This is a genomic window from Streptomyces lincolnensis, from assembly GCF_021173675.1.
In the GTDB taxonomy this organism is placed as follows: domain Bacteria; phylum Actinomycetota; class Actinomycetes; order Streptomycetales; family Streptomycetaceae; genus Streptomyces; species Streptomyces lincolnensis_B.
Genome location: NZ_JAIHON010000010.1, coordinates 149,504 through 165,660 on the forward strand (window position 1 = coordinate 149,504; position 16,157 = coordinate 165,660).

12 protein-coding genes are annotated in these 16,157 nt (G+C 73.6%); 4 read left to right on the plus strand and 8 right to left on the minus strand.

What is annotated here, in order from left to right; translation table 11 throughout:
• The 3 genes from hypF to K4B79_RS29700 all read right to left on the minus strand — a co-directional run bounded on the left by hypF (nucleotide 1) and on the right by K4B79_RS29700 (nucleotide 3,638).
• A complete protein-coding gene (gene hypF, locus K4B79_RS29690) occupies nucleotides 1–2,289 on the minus strand; it encodes a carbamoyltransferase HypF (protein ID WP_232030132.1) in 2,289 nt (762 codons plus the stop codon).
• Complete coding sequence (locus K4B79_RS29695; protein ID WP_232030134.1) at nucleotides 2,286–2,792, minus strand: hydrogenase maturation protease; 507 nt, start codon at nucleotides 2,790–2,792, stop codon at nucleotides 2,286–2,288. The genes hypF and K4B79_RS29695 overlap by 4 nt, the downstream gene beginning before the upstream one ends.
• A gap of 84 nt (nucleotides 2,793–2,876) precedes the next feature.
• Nucleotides 2,877–3,638 (minus strand): universal stress protein, encoded by a 762-nt coding sequence (locus tag K4B79_RS29700; protein ID WP_232030136.1) that lies wholly within the window; start codon nucleotides 3,636–3,638, stop codon nucleotides 2,877–2,879.
• Between the two features lie 171 nt (nucleotides 3,639–3,809).
• On the opposite strand from K4B79_RS29700, the gene K4B79_RS29705 reads away from it, so the two are divergent.
• The 3 genes from K4B79_RS29705 (at nucleotide 3,810) to K4B79_RS29715 (ending at nucleotide 8,842) form a co-directional block, all read left to right on the plus strand.
• On the plus strand, nucleotides 3,810–4,751 hold the full coding sequence (locus K4B79_RS29705) for a universal stress protein (RefSeq protein ID WP_232030138.1): 942 nt from the start codon (nucleotides 3,810–3,812) through the stop codon (nucleotides 4,749–4,751).
• 25 nt (nucleotides 4,752–4,776) lie between these two features.
• Nucleotides 4,777–7,464 (plus strand): pyruvate, phosphate dikinase, encoded by a 2,688-nt coding sequence (ppdK, locus tag K4B79_RS29710; protein ID WP_232030139.1) that lies wholly within the window; start codon nucleotides 4,777–4,779, stop codon nucleotides 7,462–7,464.
• A gap of 502 nt (nucleotides 7,465–7,966) precedes the next feature.
• Nucleotides 7,967–8,842, plus strand: coding sequence for a DUF3592 domain-containing protein (locus tag K4B79_RS29715; RefSeq protein ID WP_232030140.1), 876 nt, complete (start codon nucleotides 7,967–7,969; stop codon nucleotides 8,840–8,842).
• Here K4B79_RS29715 and K4B79_RS29720 read toward each other — a convergent pair.
• The 4 genes from K4B79_RS29720 to K4B79_RS29735 are packed head-to-tail and all read right to left on the minus strand — an operon-like array spanning nucleotide 8,835 to nucleotide 14,349.
• Nucleotides 8,835–10,103 carry a CHAT domain-containing protein gene (locus K4B79_RS29720; protein WP_232030147.1) on the minus strand — a complete coding sequence of 423 codons (1,269 nt, stop codon included), beginning with the start codon at nucleotides 10,101–10,103 and terminating at the stop codon, nucleotides 8,835–8,837. The genes K4B79_RS29715 and K4B79_RS29720 overlap by 8 nt on opposite strands.
• A gap of 17 nt (nucleotides 10,104–10,120) precedes the next feature.
• The gene (locus tag K4B79_RS29725; RefSeq protein ID WP_232030148.1) at nucleotides 10,121–11,764 is read right to left on the minus strand and encodes a hypothetical protein; all 1,644 of its coding nucleotides are present in this window, start codon (nucleotides 11,762–11,764) and stop codon (nucleotides 10,121–10,123) included.
• Nucleotides 11,765–11,767: 3 nt separating this feature from the next.
• On the minus strand, nucleotides 11,768–12,958 hold the full coding sequence (locus tag K4B79_RS29730; RefSeq protein WP_232030150.1) for a hypothetical protein: 1,191 nt from the start codon (nucleotides 12,956–12,958) through the stop codon (nucleotides 11,768–11,770).
• The gene (locus K4B79_RS29735) at nucleotides 12,958–14,349 is read right to left on the minus strand and encodes a hypothetical protein (RefSeq protein WP_232030152.1); all 1,392 of its coding nucleotides are present in this window, start codon (nucleotides 14,347–14,349) and stop codon (nucleotides 12,958–12,960) included. Before K4B79_RS29735 ends, K4B79_RS29730 begins: the two co-directional genes overlap by 1 nt.
• A 113-nt stretch (nucleotides 14,350–14,462) precedes the next feature.
• On the opposite strand from K4B79_RS29735, the gene K4B79_RS29740 reads away from it, so the two are divergent.
• Nucleotides 14,463–14,888, plus strand: a complete 426-nt coding sequence (locus K4B79_RS29740; RefSeq protein WP_232030154.1) for a hypothetical protein — start codon at nucleotides 14,463–14,465, stop codon at nucleotides 14,886–14,888.
• A gap of 182 nt (nucleotides 14,889–15,070) precedes the next feature.
• Here K4B79_RS29740 and K4B79_RS29745 read toward each other — a convergent pair whose 3' ends face one another.
• On the minus strand, nucleotides 15,071–16,048 hold the full coding sequence (locus K4B79_RS29745; RefSeq protein ID WP_232030155.1) for an alpha/beta fold hydrolase: 978 nt from the start codon (nucleotides 16,046–16,048) through the stop codon (nucleotides 15,071–15,073).
• Nucleotides 16,049–16,157 lie beyond the last annotated feature (109 nt).

The window sequence follows — 16,157 nt, forward strand, 5'->3', positions numbered from 1 at the left end:
TCACCCCTTCCCGGCGAGGCGCGCGGAGGCGACCGCCGCCTGGCCGTAGCTGATGCCGCCGTCCCCGACCGGGACCTGCCCGCCCACCAGCACCCGCAGCCCCTGGGCGTGCAGGCGGCGCTTCACCTCGGTCAGCAGCCGGCGGTTGACGAAGCAGCCGCCGCCCAGGCACACCGTGTGCGGTGCGCCGTCGGCGACGGCTCGGGCGACTAGGTCGGCGGTGACGGCGGCGAGGGTCAGGTGGAAGGCGGCGGCGAGCCGGGCCGTCGGCTCCCCGCTCAGCCGCCGCTCCAGCAGGTCGGCGAGAGTGGGCGTCGAGTCGTACACCCACAGCCCGTTCGCACGGATCAGGCGGTGGGCGAGCGGGACCGCGTGCTCGTCGCCCGCCGCCGCTTCGAGCAGTACGGCCGCCTCGCCCTCGTAGGAGACGCGGTCGGCCAGCCCGAGCAGTGCGGCGACGGTGTCGAACAGCCGCCCGGCACTCGACGCGCGCGGGCAGTTGACGTCCCGGGCGATCATGGCGCGGACGACGGCGACCTCGGACGGGTCGAGCCGTTCGACGAAGGGCCCGGTCAGCCAGGGGTAGGGGCGCGGGGAGCCCAGCGTCTCGGCGCCGAACAGATGGCCGAGAGCGGTGCGGGAGGGATGGCGTACCGCCGCGTCGCCGCCGGGCAGGGGCGCGGTCGAGAACCTGCCCACACGGCGGTAGCCGGTCAGGCCGGCGACGAGGATCTCGCCTCCCCACAGGGTGCCGTCGTCGCCCAGGCCCAGACCGTCGTAGGCGACGCCCAGGAACGGTCCGCGGACCCCGTGCTCGGCCGCACAGGCGGCCACGTGCGCGTGGTGGTGCTGCACGGCCATGCGGGGCAACGGCTGGCGCATCGCCCACTGCGTGGACAGGTAGTCGGGGTGCGGGTCGTGTGCCAGCACCCGAGGGGTGATGCCGGTGAGTCGGCTCAGGTGGTCGTACGACGCCTGGAACGCCTCGAAGGACGCGAGGCCCGCCAGGTCGCCGGTGTGCGGACCGAGGTGGGCCCGGCCGTCGGCGGCCAGGGTGAACGTGTGCTTCAGATGGGCACCGACCCCCGCCACCGGTTCTTCCACGGCGAGCGGGAGCGGGGCGGGGGCGAGACCTCGGGCCCGGCGGAGGGTGATCCGGGTGCGGCCTGCGAACTGCACCACGGAGTCGTCGTAGCGGGAACGGATCGGCCGGTCGTGCGTGAGGAAGCCGTCCGCGACCCGGGCCAGGGCCCGCCGGGCGGTGTCGTCGGCGATGGCGATCGGTTCGTCACTGAGGTTGCCGCTGGTCACCACGAGGGGACGCGCCAGCTCGTCGAGGAGGAGGTGGTGCAGGCCCGTGGTCGGCAGGAGCAGCCCGACCCGCCGCAGGCCGGGATGCACCTCGGGCGCCAGAGCGGGCGCACCGTGCCTGCGGCGGCGGGCGAGCAGCACCACGGGTCGCTCCGTGGAGGTGAGGGCTGCCAGCTCCGTGGCCGAGATCCGCGCCAGGCGGGCCGCGCATCCCACGTCCGCCACCATCACCACGAACGGTTTCACCGGACGCCGCTTGCGGCGCCGCAGCTCGGCCACGGCCCGTGGATCGCCCGCGTCGCACACCAGCTGGTAGCCGCCGAGGCCCTTGAGCGCGACGATCCCGCCGCCGGCGACGGTCTTGACCGCCGCGCCCAGCGCCTCCTCGCCGCGCAGGTCGTCCCAGGCCAGGCGCGGGCCGCAGACGGGACAGGCCACGGGCTCGGCGTGGAAGCGGCGGTCGCCCGGATCGGCGTACTCGGCCGAGCAGTCCGCGCACATCGGGAAGCGGCGCATGGTCGTACGGATCCGGTCGTAGGGGAGATCCTCGATGATCGTGGCGCGGGGGCCGCAGTCCGTGCAGTTGACGAAGGGATAGCGGTACCGGCGGTCACCGGGGTCGCGCAGGTCACGCAGGCAGGCGGCGCAGATCGCGGCGTCGGGCGGGATCTCGCGGACGGCCGTGTCGGGGTGGCCGGCCGGACTGTGCCGTACCCGGAAGCCGGGGGCGTGCTCCACGCGGCGCACACCGTCCGTCAGCCGTACCCGGCGCACCAGGGCGAGGGCCGGGGCGTCGTCGCGCAGGCGGGCGGCGAACGTCTCGACGGCCCCGGGCGGTCCGGCGACCTCGCCCTCGACGTGCCCGTTGACGTTGGCCACCCAGCCGTCCAGCCCGAGCGCGACCGCGGTGCGGTAGACGAAGGGCCTGAACCCCACGCCCTGCACGATGCCTTCGACATGGAAGTGCCGCACGGTCATGACCGCTCCCCGGCCGTCGGGTCGTGGTGCCGGGCGAGCTCGTCCTCGACCGCCGCGGCGACCTCGGGCACCGCGGCAGCGACGCCGGGTGACAGGCCGGTGCCGAACGAGCTGTCGGCGCCCTCCACGGCGTAGACGACGAGGTGATGGGGCAGCCGGTCCAGGGCCCGGGCGAGTTCGACCGCCTCTCCCAGGCCCAGACCGTGCGAGCTGGTCGCCGACGGCGGGGCGAGGCGGCCGGAGTCGAGTGCGAGGCGGTGGACGCGGCCGGGTGTGCCCGGATGGGCGTGGGCGGCGTCCACGACCACGGCCAGAGCGGCACCATCCCAGAGTCCGATCAGCCGCCCCGGGTCGCCGTCACAGGTGGCGAGCACGGTGTCCGGCGGCAGCGGCCGTTCGCCGGCCCGCTCCCGGAGCCGGGCCACGACGGCCCAGCCGACGCCGTCGTCACGCCGGAACTCGTTGCCGACGCCGATCACGGCGATGCTCGCTCGTGCCCTCATGGCTCCCACGGTGGAGTGCGCGCGGAGGGCCACACAGGGGCCGAACGACCCCACCCGGGGGGCCGGTCCGCCCCCTGACGCCGCTCACGGGACCGGCAGGACGGCGATCGGGCAGTGGGAGCGCCGCGGCAGCGCCGTGGATGCTTCCCGCCGGCCGACCACCACCAGCCCGGCCCGTTCCGAGGCGTGCAGGAGGGCCTCGGACGGGGTGAACAGCACGACGTCCTCCAGCACGTCGACGTCCGGGTACTTGGCCCGCCAGGGGCGCAGCGCGTCGGACAACCGCTGCACCTCCTGGTCCTCCCAGGTGGCCCGGTCCTCCTCCAGGACCGGGAAGGGGGAGGCGGCCGCCCGCGCGGGCAGCGCCCAGGTGTGCAGCGCGTGCAGCCGTACCCCGCGCAGCCGGGCGGACTCGAAGGCGAACGCGAGGACGTCGACCGCCGGATCACCGGGATCGACCCGCACCGACACCGGACCGCCCGTCCACGCGGGGGAGGCGAACGTCGCGGGCACCAGCACCAGCGGACAGGCGACCGCCGAGGCCACGGCCTCCTCGGCGCCGGGACCGAGGACGAGCATCTCCGTCCGCTCGGTGAGCGAGTCCCGAGCGGCGGCGGCCCGATCGGTGACGGGCACGCTCCGGATCGTCAACGACGGGTGCCGCGCGGCCAGTTCGGCCACCAGGACGTCGTACGACGCGGACTGCGCCGTGTCCGTGGGCCCCGGTGGCGCCAGGTGTGTCAGCCGCAGCGCCAGTCGGCGCCGCCCGGCCTCTCGGGCCGCCCAGTCCATCGCGGCGCGGCCGTGGACCGTGCCGTCCGCACGGGTGGTGATCACTCGTTCCATGCTCGGCCGCCTTCCGGAAGAGGGGTCTCCACCCTGACCGGGCGGGCCGCCTCGGCACAGGGGGCCGAACGGACCCGGTCGAAGCCCTGGCGGCCCATACCCGGCGGCGGCGCCCGGCGCGACGCTGGCGGTGAGAAGCGGATCGAGCGCAGAGCGCAGGAGGTGCGCACCATGCTTCGCCCCGTCATCGCAGGAGTGGACGGATCGCCCGAGAGCCTCGCCGCGGCCGAATGGGCCGCCCACGAGGCCGTACGGCGTGAGCGGCCGCTGCGGCTGGTTCACGCCTGGAACTGGCACCCGCGCCGGGAGGGCGAGCCGGCCAACGCCGCCCAGCGGCACCTGGCGCGCCGTGCACTGCGGCACGCGGAGGACCGTATCCGCCGCGCCTGTCCCACCGTCGCCCTCCGCGACGAGCAGGTCGAGGGCCCCGCGACCGCCGCCCTGCTGCGGGCGGGCGGGCAGGCCGACCTGCTGGTGCTGGGCTCGCGCGGCCTGAGCGGCTTCACCGGGCTGCTGGTGGGCTCGGTCGCCCTCGGGGTGGTGGCCCGCAGCGTGCGGCCCGTCGTCCTCGTCCGGGCGCCCGACGATCACCTTCCGCCCGACGATCACCTTCCGGCCGACGACCGTCCCGCGGCCGACCATCGCCTTCTCGCCGCGGACGCAACGGACTCCGCGCGGACCGGTCACCGGGACGTGGTGCTGGGTCTCGACCTGGGAGACCCGTGCGACGAGGTGATCGAGTTCGCCTTCGAGGCCGCCCGGCTGCGCGGGGCGCGCCTGAGGGTGCTCCACGCCTGGCAGCCACCCGGCCCGTTCACCCTCGGTCCCGGAGAGATCGCCCTGGTGCGGGAACCGCACCGCGCCGAGGAGTGGGGCGGCTTCCTGGACGCGGTCCTGAAGGTCTGGCGCGACAAGTACCCCGGCGTCGAGGTCGTCGAGACCCTCGTCAGGGGCCGGCCCGCCCCACCCCTGATCCGGGCCGCGTCCGCGGCGAGCCTGCTGGTCGTCGGCCGCCGCGCGGCCGTGCCCCCGGCACTCGCTCGCACCGGCCCCGTCACCCACGCCGTCATCCACCACGCCGGCTGCCCCGTGGCCGTCGTACCCCACGACTGACACGAGTGAGAGGTCTGAAGCCACCATGAGCAAGCCGACGAAGTACGTGTACGAGTTCGCCGAGGGCAGCCGGACGATGGCCGCGCTGCTCGGCGGCAAGGGAGCCGGGCTGGCCGAGATGACCGGGCTCGGACTGCCCGTGCCACCCGGCTTCACGGTCACCACCGAAGCCTGCAAGGTCTACCTCGCGACCGGCCAGGAGCCGCCCGAACTCGGCGTCGAGGCCGCCCACGCCCTGGCCGGACTGGAGCGCGCCATGGGACGCACTCTCGGCGCACCGGAGGACCCCCTGCTGGTCTCGGTGCGCTCGGGGGCCCGCTTCTCGATGCCCGGGATGATGGAGACGATCCTCGACATCGGCCTCAACGACGAGTCCGTCACCGGGCTCGCCAAGGCCTCCGGGCAGGAGCGCGCCGCCTGGGACTCCTACCGGCGGCTCGTCCAGATGTTCGGCCGTACGGTCATGGGCGTCGACGGGGACCTCTTCGAGGCGGCCATCGCCGCGCACCGGGCCAGGCGCGGCGCGGCCACCGACCACGAGCTCGACACCGGTGAACTCGTCCTGCTCACCGAGGAGTTCAAGGACATCGTCCGCAAGGAGACCGGCGAGGACTTCCCGCAGGACCCGGCCGAGCAGCTCGCCCGCGCCATCCGCGCCGTCTTCGACTCCTGGAACGGCGAACGCGCCCGCGTCTACCGCCGCCGCGAGCACATCCCCGACGACCTCGGCACCGCCGTCAACATCCAGGCGATGGTCTTCGGCAACCTCGGCGACGACTCCGGCACCGGCGTCGCCTTCACCCGCGACCCGGCCACCGGCGAGCGCGGGATGTACGGCGACTACCTGCCCGACGCCCAGGGCGAGGACGTCGTCGCGGGCGTCCGCGACGCGCTGCCGCTGAGCGAGCTGAAGGCCCTCGACCCCCGCGCGTACGTCGAACTCGGCGACCACCTGCGCACGTTGGAGGCCCACTACCGGGACCTGTGCGACGTCGAGTTCACCGTCGAGCGCGGCCGGCTGTGGATCCTCCAGACCCGCGTCGGCAAGCGCACCGCCGAGGCAGCCTTCCGTATCGCCCACGATCTGCGCGAGGAGGGGACCGTCACCGCCGACGAGGCCCTGACCCGCGTCAGCGGCGCCGAACTCACCCGGCTGATGTTCCCCCGCTTCGACGTCAAGGCCACCGACCAGCCCCTCGCCCACGGAGTCCCGGCCTCACCGGGCGCGGCCGTTGGAGCCGTAGTCTTCGACTCCGCCGAGGCCGTACGGCGTGCCGCTGCCGGCGAACCCACGGTCCTGGTCCGCCGGGAGACGACCCCCGACGACCTGCCCGGCATGATCGCCGCCCAGGCGGTGCTGACCAGCCGGGGCGGCAAGACCAGCCACGCGGCCGTGGTCGCACGCGGCATGGGCAAGGTCTGCGTGTGCGACGCGGAGGAACTGACCGTCGACCCCGCCGCCCGCCGGTTCACCACCTCCACGGGCACGGTGGTCCGTGAGGGCGACACCGTCTCCGTCGACGGCACCGCCGGCACCGTCCACCTGGGCGCACTGCCGCTGACCGCGTCCGACGTGGGCCGGGCCCTGGAGCGCGGCACCGGTACCGGAGCGCTCACCGAGGCGGTGCTCGGCGCACTGGCGCACGCCGACTCGGTACGCCGCCTTGAGGTGCGGGCCAACGCCGACACACCAGAGGACGCCGTACGCGCACGGGCGTTGGGCGCTCAGGGCATCGGACTGTGCCGCACCGAGCACATGTTCCTCGGCGAGCGCAGGGCGCTGGTCGAGGCGATGATCCTGGCCCGTGACGACACGGCACGCGCACAGGCCCTGGCCGCGCTGCTGCCCCTGCAGCGCACGGACTTCACCGGCATCCTTCAGGCGATGGACGGGCTGCCCGTGACCATCCGCCTCATCGACCCGCCGCTGCACGAGTTCCTGCCCGACCGCACCGAACTCGCCGTCCGCCTGGCCGGTGCCACCCACCCCGACCTCCACGACCGGCAGCTGCTCGACGCCGTGGAGCGGATGCACGAGCAGAACCCGATGCTGGGCCTGCGCGGGGTCCGCCTGGGCCTGGCTGTTCCCGGCCTGATGGCCATGCAGGTACGGGCGATCGCCGAGGCCGTGGTCGGGCGCCTGCGCGCCGGCGGACAACCGCACGCCGAGATCATGATCCCGCTGGTCGGCACGGTCGAGGAACTGCGCCTGGCCCGCGCCGAGACGGAACGCGTCCTCGCCGAGGTCGCCGCCGAGACCGGCACCCCGCTGGACCTCCCCATCGGCACCATGATCGAACTGCCGCGCGCCGCGCTCACCGCGGCCCGTATCGCCAAGGCCGCCGACTTCTTCTCCTTCGGCACGAACGACCTGACGCAGACGACCTGGGGACTGTCCCGGGACGACGCGGAGGCGTCCTTCTTCCCCCTCTACCTGGAGAAGGGCATCTTCGAGACGTCACCGTTCGAGACGATCGACCAGGAAGGCGTGGGCAGGCTGGTGCAGTTCGCCGTCACGGCGGCCCGCGAGGTCGACCCCCACCTGGAGACCGGCGTGTGCGGCGAGCACGGCGGCGACCCGCAGTCCATCCACTTCTTCCACCGCGCCGGACTGGACTACGTCTCCTGCTCGCCCTTCCGCCTCCCGGCGGCCCGCCTGGAGGCCGGCCGCGCCGCGATCGCCGACACGACGGACACCAGCGACACCAGGTGAGCCCAGGGACCGACCGCCGCCCCGCGCCCGGTCGGTCCCGCGGCGCGCCCGAAGGGGGCCGCTTCCCCGACGGACCCGGCCCCGGCGCCCACCGCACGCCGGAGCACGGACGAGCCCGGAGGAGAAGTGACGACACCACCGGTCATGGTGGTCGTGGCCGTCCTCGATCTCGACCCGAACCGCCGCGGGACGCCGGCCTGGGCGGTCGTCGAGGCGGCAGGGTGCCATTGCAGCTGCACCGACCATGGGGGTGGGGTGACCGAACTGGAGGCGGCGCACGGTGAGCTGTCGGCGTCGCTGTCGATCCGGACTGGGCGCGGCGGCCTCCAGTACGTCTACGAGCTGCCCGACGGCATCGAGGACGCGTCGGCCTACGCCGAAGAGCTTGGGCCGTTCGTGGACTTCGAGCGGGGAGCGCTCGATGGCTGGGTTCACGAAAGAGACGGCTGGCCTGAACCGAACCTGGGATCGGTAGCCCTCCCGGCGGCGAGAGCCTCGCCGCATGGACCTGCAGAAGATGCTCGGGCTGTGGTGGACGGTGCCCGCGGGGCTGGCGTTGGTGGGCTATGTGTGTTCGCTGGCCGGGCTGACCCGGCCGCAGCGGGCGGTGTGGGTGACGGCTCGGGTCGTGGAGGTGGATCCGCCGGGACACGGTGAGTCGGCGAAGCACGGGATACCGGTGACGATCGTGTACCAGGACCCCGGCACCGGGCGGGAGTTCAGGCTGCGGCACGAGAACAAGCGGGGCGACCGGGTGCAAGTGGCCTGGGTGGGGCAGGAGTTCCCGGTCCGGTTTCCACGGCGGCGGCCGGAACGCTTCCATCTCATGCTGGACAGCGAGGGGCGGACCTCCGGGGTCGGCGGGCCGAACTGCATGGTGATCCTGCTGGTGTTGGGACTGGTCGTCCAGTCGTTCTTCGCGTGGGGCTGGCAGTGGGGGCTGATCTGCGTCGGTGGCCTGCTGCTCCTCGTCGTCGCGCTGAGCCGGGACAGCGAGTACGTCCGCGCCCGCGCCGCTCAACTGGCCGAGGGCGTCACCGTCCAGGGGCGGGTGGTCGCCGTCACCAGGGACGTCCACTCCGACGGCGAAGGCGGCGAGAGCGTCAGCCACGCCTGCGTCGTCGCCTTCACCACCCACGAGGGCGTGGGGGTCACCGCGCTGTGCTCGCAGGGCATCCGGGACGTCGCCCGGTCCCTCGGCCGTGACATCCCCCTCCGCTACGCGCCCGCCGACCCGTCCCTCCTCACCGCCGACCCCGACCACGAACGCCGCGAGCGCGCCTGGAACATCAGGTTCATCGCCACCCTGCTGGTCACCGGTACCGCCGCGATCGCAGTGGGCGGCTACTGCCTCCGCCACCCCTGGCCCTTCACCTGACAATGCAGGTCAGGGCCGCCCAGAGGAGGGGTGAGTGCTCGATCCGGCCCTCGGAGCGCCACTGATCGAGCCGCTGTCGCTGCCAGGCGCCGAGACGGCGGACCGGGTCGGGGTCCTCGTGGGCCGCGTCCACGGCGATCACGGCTTCGGTGAGCGGCCGTACGGATTCCGGCAGACCGGCCAGGCGGTGGAAGGCGAAGCTGGTGGGGAGCACCCAGCGGGTGGCGGTGACCAGATGGGCGCCGTTGTGGATCATCGTCGTCGCCAGGCCGAAGGACTCCGCGAAGCGGAGATCACCGCCGCTCTCGCAGGCGATCAGCGCGACGCGCGGCGGTGCGGGCCACAGCCGGGCACCCGGCACGCCGTCCGCGCGCAGCGGGAGCGTGCCCAAGAGAAGGTCCTTGGCGGACAACGGCCGGTGGGTGCGCACCGGTTGGGCCATCCCCGCGGTCTCGGGGCCGCAGCACAGGTGGAGGGTGACGTCCTCGCTCTGCCCGCCCTCGACGGGGGCGCCGCTGACGTGACCGACATACAGCAGGCGACGGGCACCCTTGCGCAGCGCCTCGCCCAGCCAGTCACGGTCGAGATCGGTACGGCGGAAGGCCTCGACGGGGGCGGCGACGGACGGCACGACGGTGCCCGCGTCGAGCCTGCGCTGTACGAGGTCCAGCAGTGCCGGGTCCGAGCCGGGCTGCCCCAGGACCGAGCCGAGCGGGGAGTCGGCACGGAAACCGGGGACGCGCGGGTCCAGGACGAGCACCACGGCATCCGAGTCCGGGGCCGGGTCAGAGTTCGAGTCCGGGTCCTGACCGGTCGGGGTGGCGCCGGCCCGTCGTAGCGACGCCGGTGCCGTGGTGGCGATGTCCACCAGGTCGATCAGTCGTACGTCGCTGTCGTCACCGTCCACGGCGAGCAGCTCCCACGGGACCTGGGCGACCCGGGGCGACGGCTGGAGCCGCATCAGCGGACGGCCCAGGTGGGCGGAGACCTGGCGGATCTGGTCGGTCAGGCCCGGCGGCCACAGCACCTCGGCCAGCCTGCGCGAGAGGCGGCGCTCTTCCGCGTACGTGGCCAGCGCGCCGGACTCGAACACACGCCGCATGCCTTCCGTGCCGCCGCCCGGCAGTTCGGCGGCCAGCGCGCGGACGGCCCCGTCCACGTCCGGCCCCGGCGCGTACCCGGTGCCGAAACCCTGCGCCCCACGGACCCATGTCCAGGTCATGTGCAGGTCACCGGCGTCGGCGAGGCGCACCTGGACCACCGGACGTTTCGGATCTCTCAGAGCGTCGGCGGACAGAACGGCACCTCTTCCTCGCTCACGATCCGCCGGTGATAGCGGAACTCGGCTGCCTGGACGTACTCCTGGAGCGCGGCACGGCCGCCCGCCTCCGCCGACATCACGATCTTCGGCGGCGGTGCCACCCGCAGGCCGACGGAGGCGGCGGCCTCGGCCGCGACACCGCCCAGCGTCAGGGGAGCGTCGCCGTCGGGGGAGTACGTCTTCATGGCGGCGTCCGGGAAGACCGCCACTGTCTTGTCGCCGGTGGGTGTGCGGCTCAACGCCAGGGAGGCGCCCGCGCACCGGTGTTCCACCAACTCGAAGATCAGCCCCTGGTCGTTGCCGCGGAGAGCCAGACGGAAGACCAACTGCATGGCCTCGTCGGCCAGTTGGAGCCACTGGCTGCGGGCGTGGGCGGTGGCGAAGTCGTAGCGGGCCGCTTCGAGCGCCAGAGCGGCGGGCAGGGCGAGGGAGAGCGCGTTGGCGAGCGAGGTGCGTTCGTGGTCGCCGTGGTCGGTCCGGTTCAGGTTGTCCTCAAGGGCGTGCGCGAGCATCAGGTCCACCTGGGCGCACCGCTCGTACACCCCGCGCTCCTGGTACACGTCCCGCGCACCCTGGGCGAGCCGCTTCAACTCGTCGATGTCGCCCCGCTCGTACGCGTGCCGGGCACCCATCAGCATGGTGTCGGCGGCGGCGATCGCGGCACCGACCTGCTGGAAGCGGGCCAGGCTGGACGCCGTGAGAGCGGCGGCGCCGGTCGCGTCCCCGCGGTGAGCGGCGATGGCGGCACGGGCCTGCTCGCAGACCGCCAAGTCCTCGGCCTGGCCCTGCCGTTCGAAGAGCTCGGCGGCCTCCGCGAACAACTCCTCCGCGCGGTCCAGATCACCGGCCCGCAGCGCCGCGTACGCCCGGTGGGAGACCACCTGTTGGCGCCCCGCGTGGTGACCCCGTGCCACATGGGCCTCCTCCGCGCGGGCGAAGTAGTCCTCCGCCTGCTCGAACCGCACGGTCGAGGCGCAGACGACCCCCAGACAGTCCAGCAGATACGGCTCGGTCGGCGGTGCGTCGGCCAGCAGCGCCACGGCCAGTTCCTCGGCCGCGCCCCACGCGCTGCGGTCCATCAGCAGATGCACCCGGCTCAGGCCGACCTCGGCCGTGCGCAGCCCCTCGACATCGTCGAACTCCGGCAGCAAAGCCGTCGCCTCGTCCATCACCTCCTGCGCCTCGTCCAACTGCCCCGTCCTGCGCAGCAGTTCGACCCTGGCCAGCAGTGTCTTGAGCAGGATCTCCAGCCACAGCCGGCGGCCATTCGGTCCCATCGGCACGGACGCGATGCCCCGCACCAGATCGAGGGAGCGTCCGATGGACAGGGCTGCCCCGGGCAGATCCGTGGCCGCGAGCTGAACCGTCCCGATGTCGGACAACAGGTGCCCGTGCAGAAGCCGTACGTCGGGGGAGTCCTCGAACGACTCGGCCACGGCGAGGAGTTCGCCGTAGATGGCCAGCGCTGCCGGGAGATCCGGGGTGAGTTGATGGCGTTCGGCTAGCGCGAAGCCGCTGTCGAAGGGCTCGCCGTAGCTGAGCCCCGCCGCCTGCTCTTCCTGCTCCGCCGCGTCCTCCGGGGCCCCCGCGTCTTTCGGCATGGCCTAGAACTCCTCCTCCCCAGCAGCGGCAGCCGCGATCTCGGCGAGGAACGGGGCTGGTTGTGCCGCCGCGTCGCTCAGCCGGTGCCGGGCCAGAGCGCGTACCGCCTCACGTGCCGCACGCTCATCGGCACCCGGTCCCGGGTCGAACCCCGGTAGCAGGACGCCGACTTCGATGCCCGGTGTGGTCGAGGCCGGGATGTCCAGGTCCGCCCGGCCGGACCATACGTCGTCCCGCCTGGCCAGCGGAACGCGGCTGGGCGGGCGTCCGTCCACGTGGACCTCCGCCGCGAGGTGCACCCCGCCTGCGGGGGCCGCGATGTCGGCGACGACCTCGACCTCGATCCGCCGCCCGGCGCCGAGCGCGTATGCCGTCCAGGACACGGCGTCCTCGGCCGCGTCGACGAAGCCGGGGGGATAGCGGCGCCAGTCGTTGGTCCCCGAGCCCCGGACGATCACGCGGCCGGTCTCGGTGCCGGGACTGCCTGCTGCGAGGGCGAACTCCCGCTGCCTTACGAAGAGTTCGGCGAGGTCCAGCGGCGCGGCGGTCGGCCTGTGATGGTCCTGTTCCAGGGCCGACCGGAGCCGCCGCACTGCCTCCCCGTCCAGCCCGGAGTTGTCGGCCGCGTCGTCGATCAGCCTCAGGACGCGGTCCAGTTGGCGAGGCGGGTCCGCCGACTCCTGCCAACGGATCAGCGGATCGAGCGCGGCCATGTGCTCCTCCAGGAGCTCGATCCCCTCCACCTCCCCCGACTCCTCCAGGAGCTGCTGGCATTCGTGGGTCAGTGCGGCCAACTCCAGGCTCAGCAGGGCCGGTTCGAGCGGGGGAATGCCGTCCAGGTGCGACGCCGGCCACCAGCGGGCCGCCCAGTGCCCGAGGGCGAGGCGGGCGGCAGCCTCGGCGAGGGCGGTCGGCCGCTCGGGCAGCGTCACCTCGGTGGCCGGAGCTCCCGACGCGAGGGCGTCGACAGCGGCGGCGGTGCCCTCGCCGTAGACCGCCCACAGCCACTGCTGGGCCTGCCCAACGTCGTGGATCTCCGCTGCCGGCAGACCTGTCGGGCCGAGGACGGGCCAGGTCAGCACAGCGCCCGCGACATCGAGAACGGCCCGGGTGAAGGCGGGACCGGCGGAGGGTCCCGCGATGCGTACGGTGCCGTCCTCGGCTCGCGTGACGGCCCAGCGCTGCTCGGGCATCACGCGCTCCTCATCTCGGCGACGGTCGCGACGGGTGCGGCGGGCTCGGAGGGCGCGGCGGTCACCGACAGGGTGCGCAACGCCGTACGGACGCGTGCGCGGTGGTCCATCATCACCGAGCGGGCGACCCCGTCGAGCACGCCCCAGGCCGATGCCGTGTCGGGCAGTGCCGCGTCGCGGACATCGCGCCCGTGCAGCCGTACCCAAAGGCGCCGCATGTACGCGGCCCACGGGGTGCGCAGATCCTGGGCGAGGGCGTTCAGCACACCGCCGTCCGGGTCGGGGTGGGGGGAGACGGTCATCCTGCGGGCTCGCAGGACCGAAGCCTCCCGCCGCCAGCGGCTGTTGACTATGCGGTGTGCCGCCGTCGACCCCGCCACGGAGGCTCCGGAGCCCAGCGGATCGAGCCCCACCGCGAGTCGGCCGCCGAGCACGATAGCGACGCGCAGGCTCTCGTCGTGCAGGCCCAGCGGGGCGCAGCTGCGGCCGACTTCCTGCCGGACGAGCTCCGGCACGGGCGGCAGCTGCGCGCGGTGGGTCGACGCCTGGAGCACGGTGAAGAGCCGCTCGAAGAGCGTGCGGTCGAACGGCGCGGGGAGGGTGGCGGTCGAGGCGCTCCGGCCGACCTCGGGGCGCGGGGGCACGCGGTGCGCGGTCAGTCCGAGGTGCGGAGGTATGTCGGCGCGGCCCCAGACGTCGTCCGGGTGCGCTGCCGCCCACAGGGCTTGCCCGAGCAGGCTGCCGTGCCCGGCCCGGACCATGGCGGCGAAGGCCGGCGCGTCGGCCCCCGCCGTACCGCAGGCTTCGAGGACCTCCGCCGCCAGGCCGGTATCGGCGGCGTCCGGTAGCGCTTCACGTCCGTCCCACGCAGCCGCCAGCTCGGCGTCGAGCCGGGCGCGCCGGGCGGCGTCCGCCAGATGCTCCTTCAGTGCCTCCACCGTCCGTCCGCCGGAAGCGTCCACGACGTCCTCCAGCACCGCCCTGGCCACCGCGTCCGCGCCGGGCCCCGGCGCCCCGTGCTCGGTCGCCAGCTCGAAGCACCGCTGGAAATACAGGTCCTGGGGGTTGCCCGCCACGATCCCCAGTGCCCGGCGGGTCTTCTTCAACAGCGTGAACCACTGCGCCGTCGCCTCCAGAACGGCACCGGACTCCCGTATCAGCGCGTCGAGTTGCTCCGCCTCCCGCGCGCCGAGGAAGTCGGCGGCGAGGTCCGGACGCAGCGCGGGCCGGACGATCAGTGGCAGCACGATCAGCTTGACCGTCCGGGTCAGCGGTGCGCCCCCGGGCCCGCTCAGCGCCCGGGGGCCCGGCCCGAGGCCGCGCCAAGCCCCATCGATGACCATGGCGCGCGGACGGCGCCCGCCGGTCGACGGCTGGCTCGGGGACGGCATGGGCAGAGCGTACGTCCTGGGCGAACTGACGGTCGAACCTGGGATCGGTAGGCGCTGCCCGCCTCCTAACGTCCACACCACCAGGCAGAACGGACCGGAAGGGCAGTCACACCATGGGAATCTTCGGCAAGGGCAAGAGCCGCGAGGAGAAGACCGCCGAGATCGTGGAGCAGATCGCCGGCGGCAAGGGTTTCTACGGCCGCATGACCCGCGCGACGCTCGGCAGCGAGGACTACGCCAAGCTCCAGCAGTCGCTCGGCGCGGCCAAGTCCGGGGCCACCGTGCGGCAGTTGCTCGCCATGGGCGTACCGACCACCCCCGCCGTCGTCGTGTCGATCAGCGACACCGGCAAGCTGGTCAACTTCGACCCGGTCGTCGGCCTGGTCCTCCAGCTGACCGAGGTCACCGCCGACCCGATCACGCTCCAGACCATCGTGTCGAAGCTGCGCATCCCCCGCACCGGCGACCAGGTACTGCTGATCGCGGACCCCGCCAACCCCGGCGGCTACCTCTACGCCGGAGACGGAGCCACGCCGTGACGACACCGCCGTACGAAGTGCTGGTGAGCGACACCACCCTGCTCACAGCCGGCGTGGGGTGTGACCGAGAGACCGCGGCTCTGAGGTGACCGGCGGGGACGACAACGTCCTGTGCCGATCAACACCGTCGGCACAGGACGTCCAGGAGCCGCTGTTCGGTTATGGGTTGGGGCCGTGTTTCCTTACGGCGTCACCGCCAGCGCCGTCCGCCCCACCACCGTCGAGCCGTCCCCGAACTCCACGACGCCGACGTACCGTTCGCCGCGTGTCGCGGCCGAACCCCACGTCACCGTCACCTCGGTGCGGTCGCCGGCGGTGACCTTCTGGGTGGCCGGGGCGACCGTGGGGGTCACCGCCGGGGTGCCCGGGCCGACCTCCCAGCTCCACAGGGTGTACTGCTGGCTGGTCGCGCCCGTCGGGAGTTGGTATTGGACGACGTACACGTCGTAGTCGCCGGGCGGCAGGTCCACGTGTTCGTCGGAGCGGATGCCGGGCCAGCGGCCGACGTGGTTTCCGGCCGTGTCGAAGGCGTAGAGGTCGATGTCGCTGCCGGGAAGGTGGTCGGCGGAGGTGATGGCCACGCGGGTGAAGGCGGCACCCTCGGGGACGTGGATCCGGTGCTTCACGACCGCGTCGTTGGTGTGCCGGCTCGCCGAGAAGTCGGACTGGTCGGTTCCGGTGAGGGTGCCGGACGTCTTCTCGCCGGTGTACAGGGCCGCCTTCGCCGTCAGGGAGCCGGTCCAGCTGGTGCCGGCGCGCAGCTTCACCGAGTCCTTGCCGGTGACCGCGATCTCTTCCGGCGCCGCGCGCAGTACCGCGCGGCGGACAACGCCAGGCCGGCGGAGGAACAGGTCGAGGGCGAAGATCGCCCCGTAGCTGTTGCCGTACACGGCGGCGGGAGCGAGCCCGAGCCCGGAGAGAAGCGCCGCGGCGTCGTCGGCCTGCTCGGCCACCGACGTCGTCTCCCAGCCGTCGGGACGGACACTGCGCGAGTTGCCTCGCCGGTGGTAGGTGAGCACGGTGAACTCGTCGGCGAGCAGGTCCGCGACGCGTTCGAAATGTCCGGCGTCACCGGCCGCGCCGGAGACGAACATCACCGATGGGCCGGTGCCCCGCAGCTCGTAGTGGATGTCTGCCCCATTGACGGCGATCGACGGCACGGCGACCTCTTCCGGTTCCCCCGGCGCGGCGGTCGGAGCGCGGCGAGCGGTGTCACCTGGGCGTGGGCGCGTCGTGCGGCCGAACGGCCGTGGCTGACAAGCCGGTGGA

What these genes read in the sequence shown, in the direction of transcription:
- hypF (WP_232030132.1), bottom strand. Translation starts at nt 2,289, where the DNA reads ATGACCGTGCGGCACTTCCATGTCGAAGGCATCGTGCAGGGCGTGGGG.
- K4B79_RS29695 (WP_232030134.1), bottom strand. Translation starts at nt 2,792, where the DNA reads ATGAGGGCACGAGCGAGCATCGCCGTGATCGGCGTCGGCAACGAGTTC.
- K4B79_RS29700 (WP_232030136.1), bottom strand. Translation starts at nt 3,638, where the DNA reads ATGGAACGAGTGATCACCACCCGTGCGGACGGCACGGTCCACGGCCGC.
- K4B79_RS29705 (WP_232030138.1), top strand. Translation starts at nt 3,810, where the DNA reads ATGCTTCGCCCCGTCATCGCAGGAGTGGACGGATCGCCCGAGAGCCTC.
- ppdK (WP_232030139.1), top strand. Translation starts at nt 4,777, where the DNA reads ATGAGCAAGCCGACGAAGTACGTGTACGAGTTCGCCGAGGGCAGCCGG.
- K4B79_RS29715 (WP_232030140.1), top strand. Translation starts at nt 7,967, where the DNA reads ATGGACCTGCAGAAGATGCTCGGGCTGTGGTGGACGGTGCCCGCGGGG.
- K4B79_RS29725 (WP_232030148.1), bottom strand. Translation starts at nt 11,764, where the DNA reads ATGCCGAAAGACGCGGGGGCCCCGGAGGACGCGGCGGAGCAGGAAGAG.
- K4B79_RS29730 (WP_232030150.1), bottom strand. Translation starts at nt 12,958, where the DNA reads ATGCCCGAGCAGCGCTGGGCCGTCACGCGAGCCGAGGACGGCACCGTA.
- K4B79_RS29735 (WP_232030152.1), bottom strand. Translation starts at nt 14,349, where the DNA reads ATGCCGTCCCCGAGCCAGCCGTCGACCGGCGGGCGCCGTCCGCGCGCC.
- K4B79_RS29740 (WP_232030154.1), top strand. Translation starts at nt 14,463, where the DNA reads ATGGGAATCTTCGGCAAGGGCAAGAGCCGCGAGGAGAAGACCGCCGAG.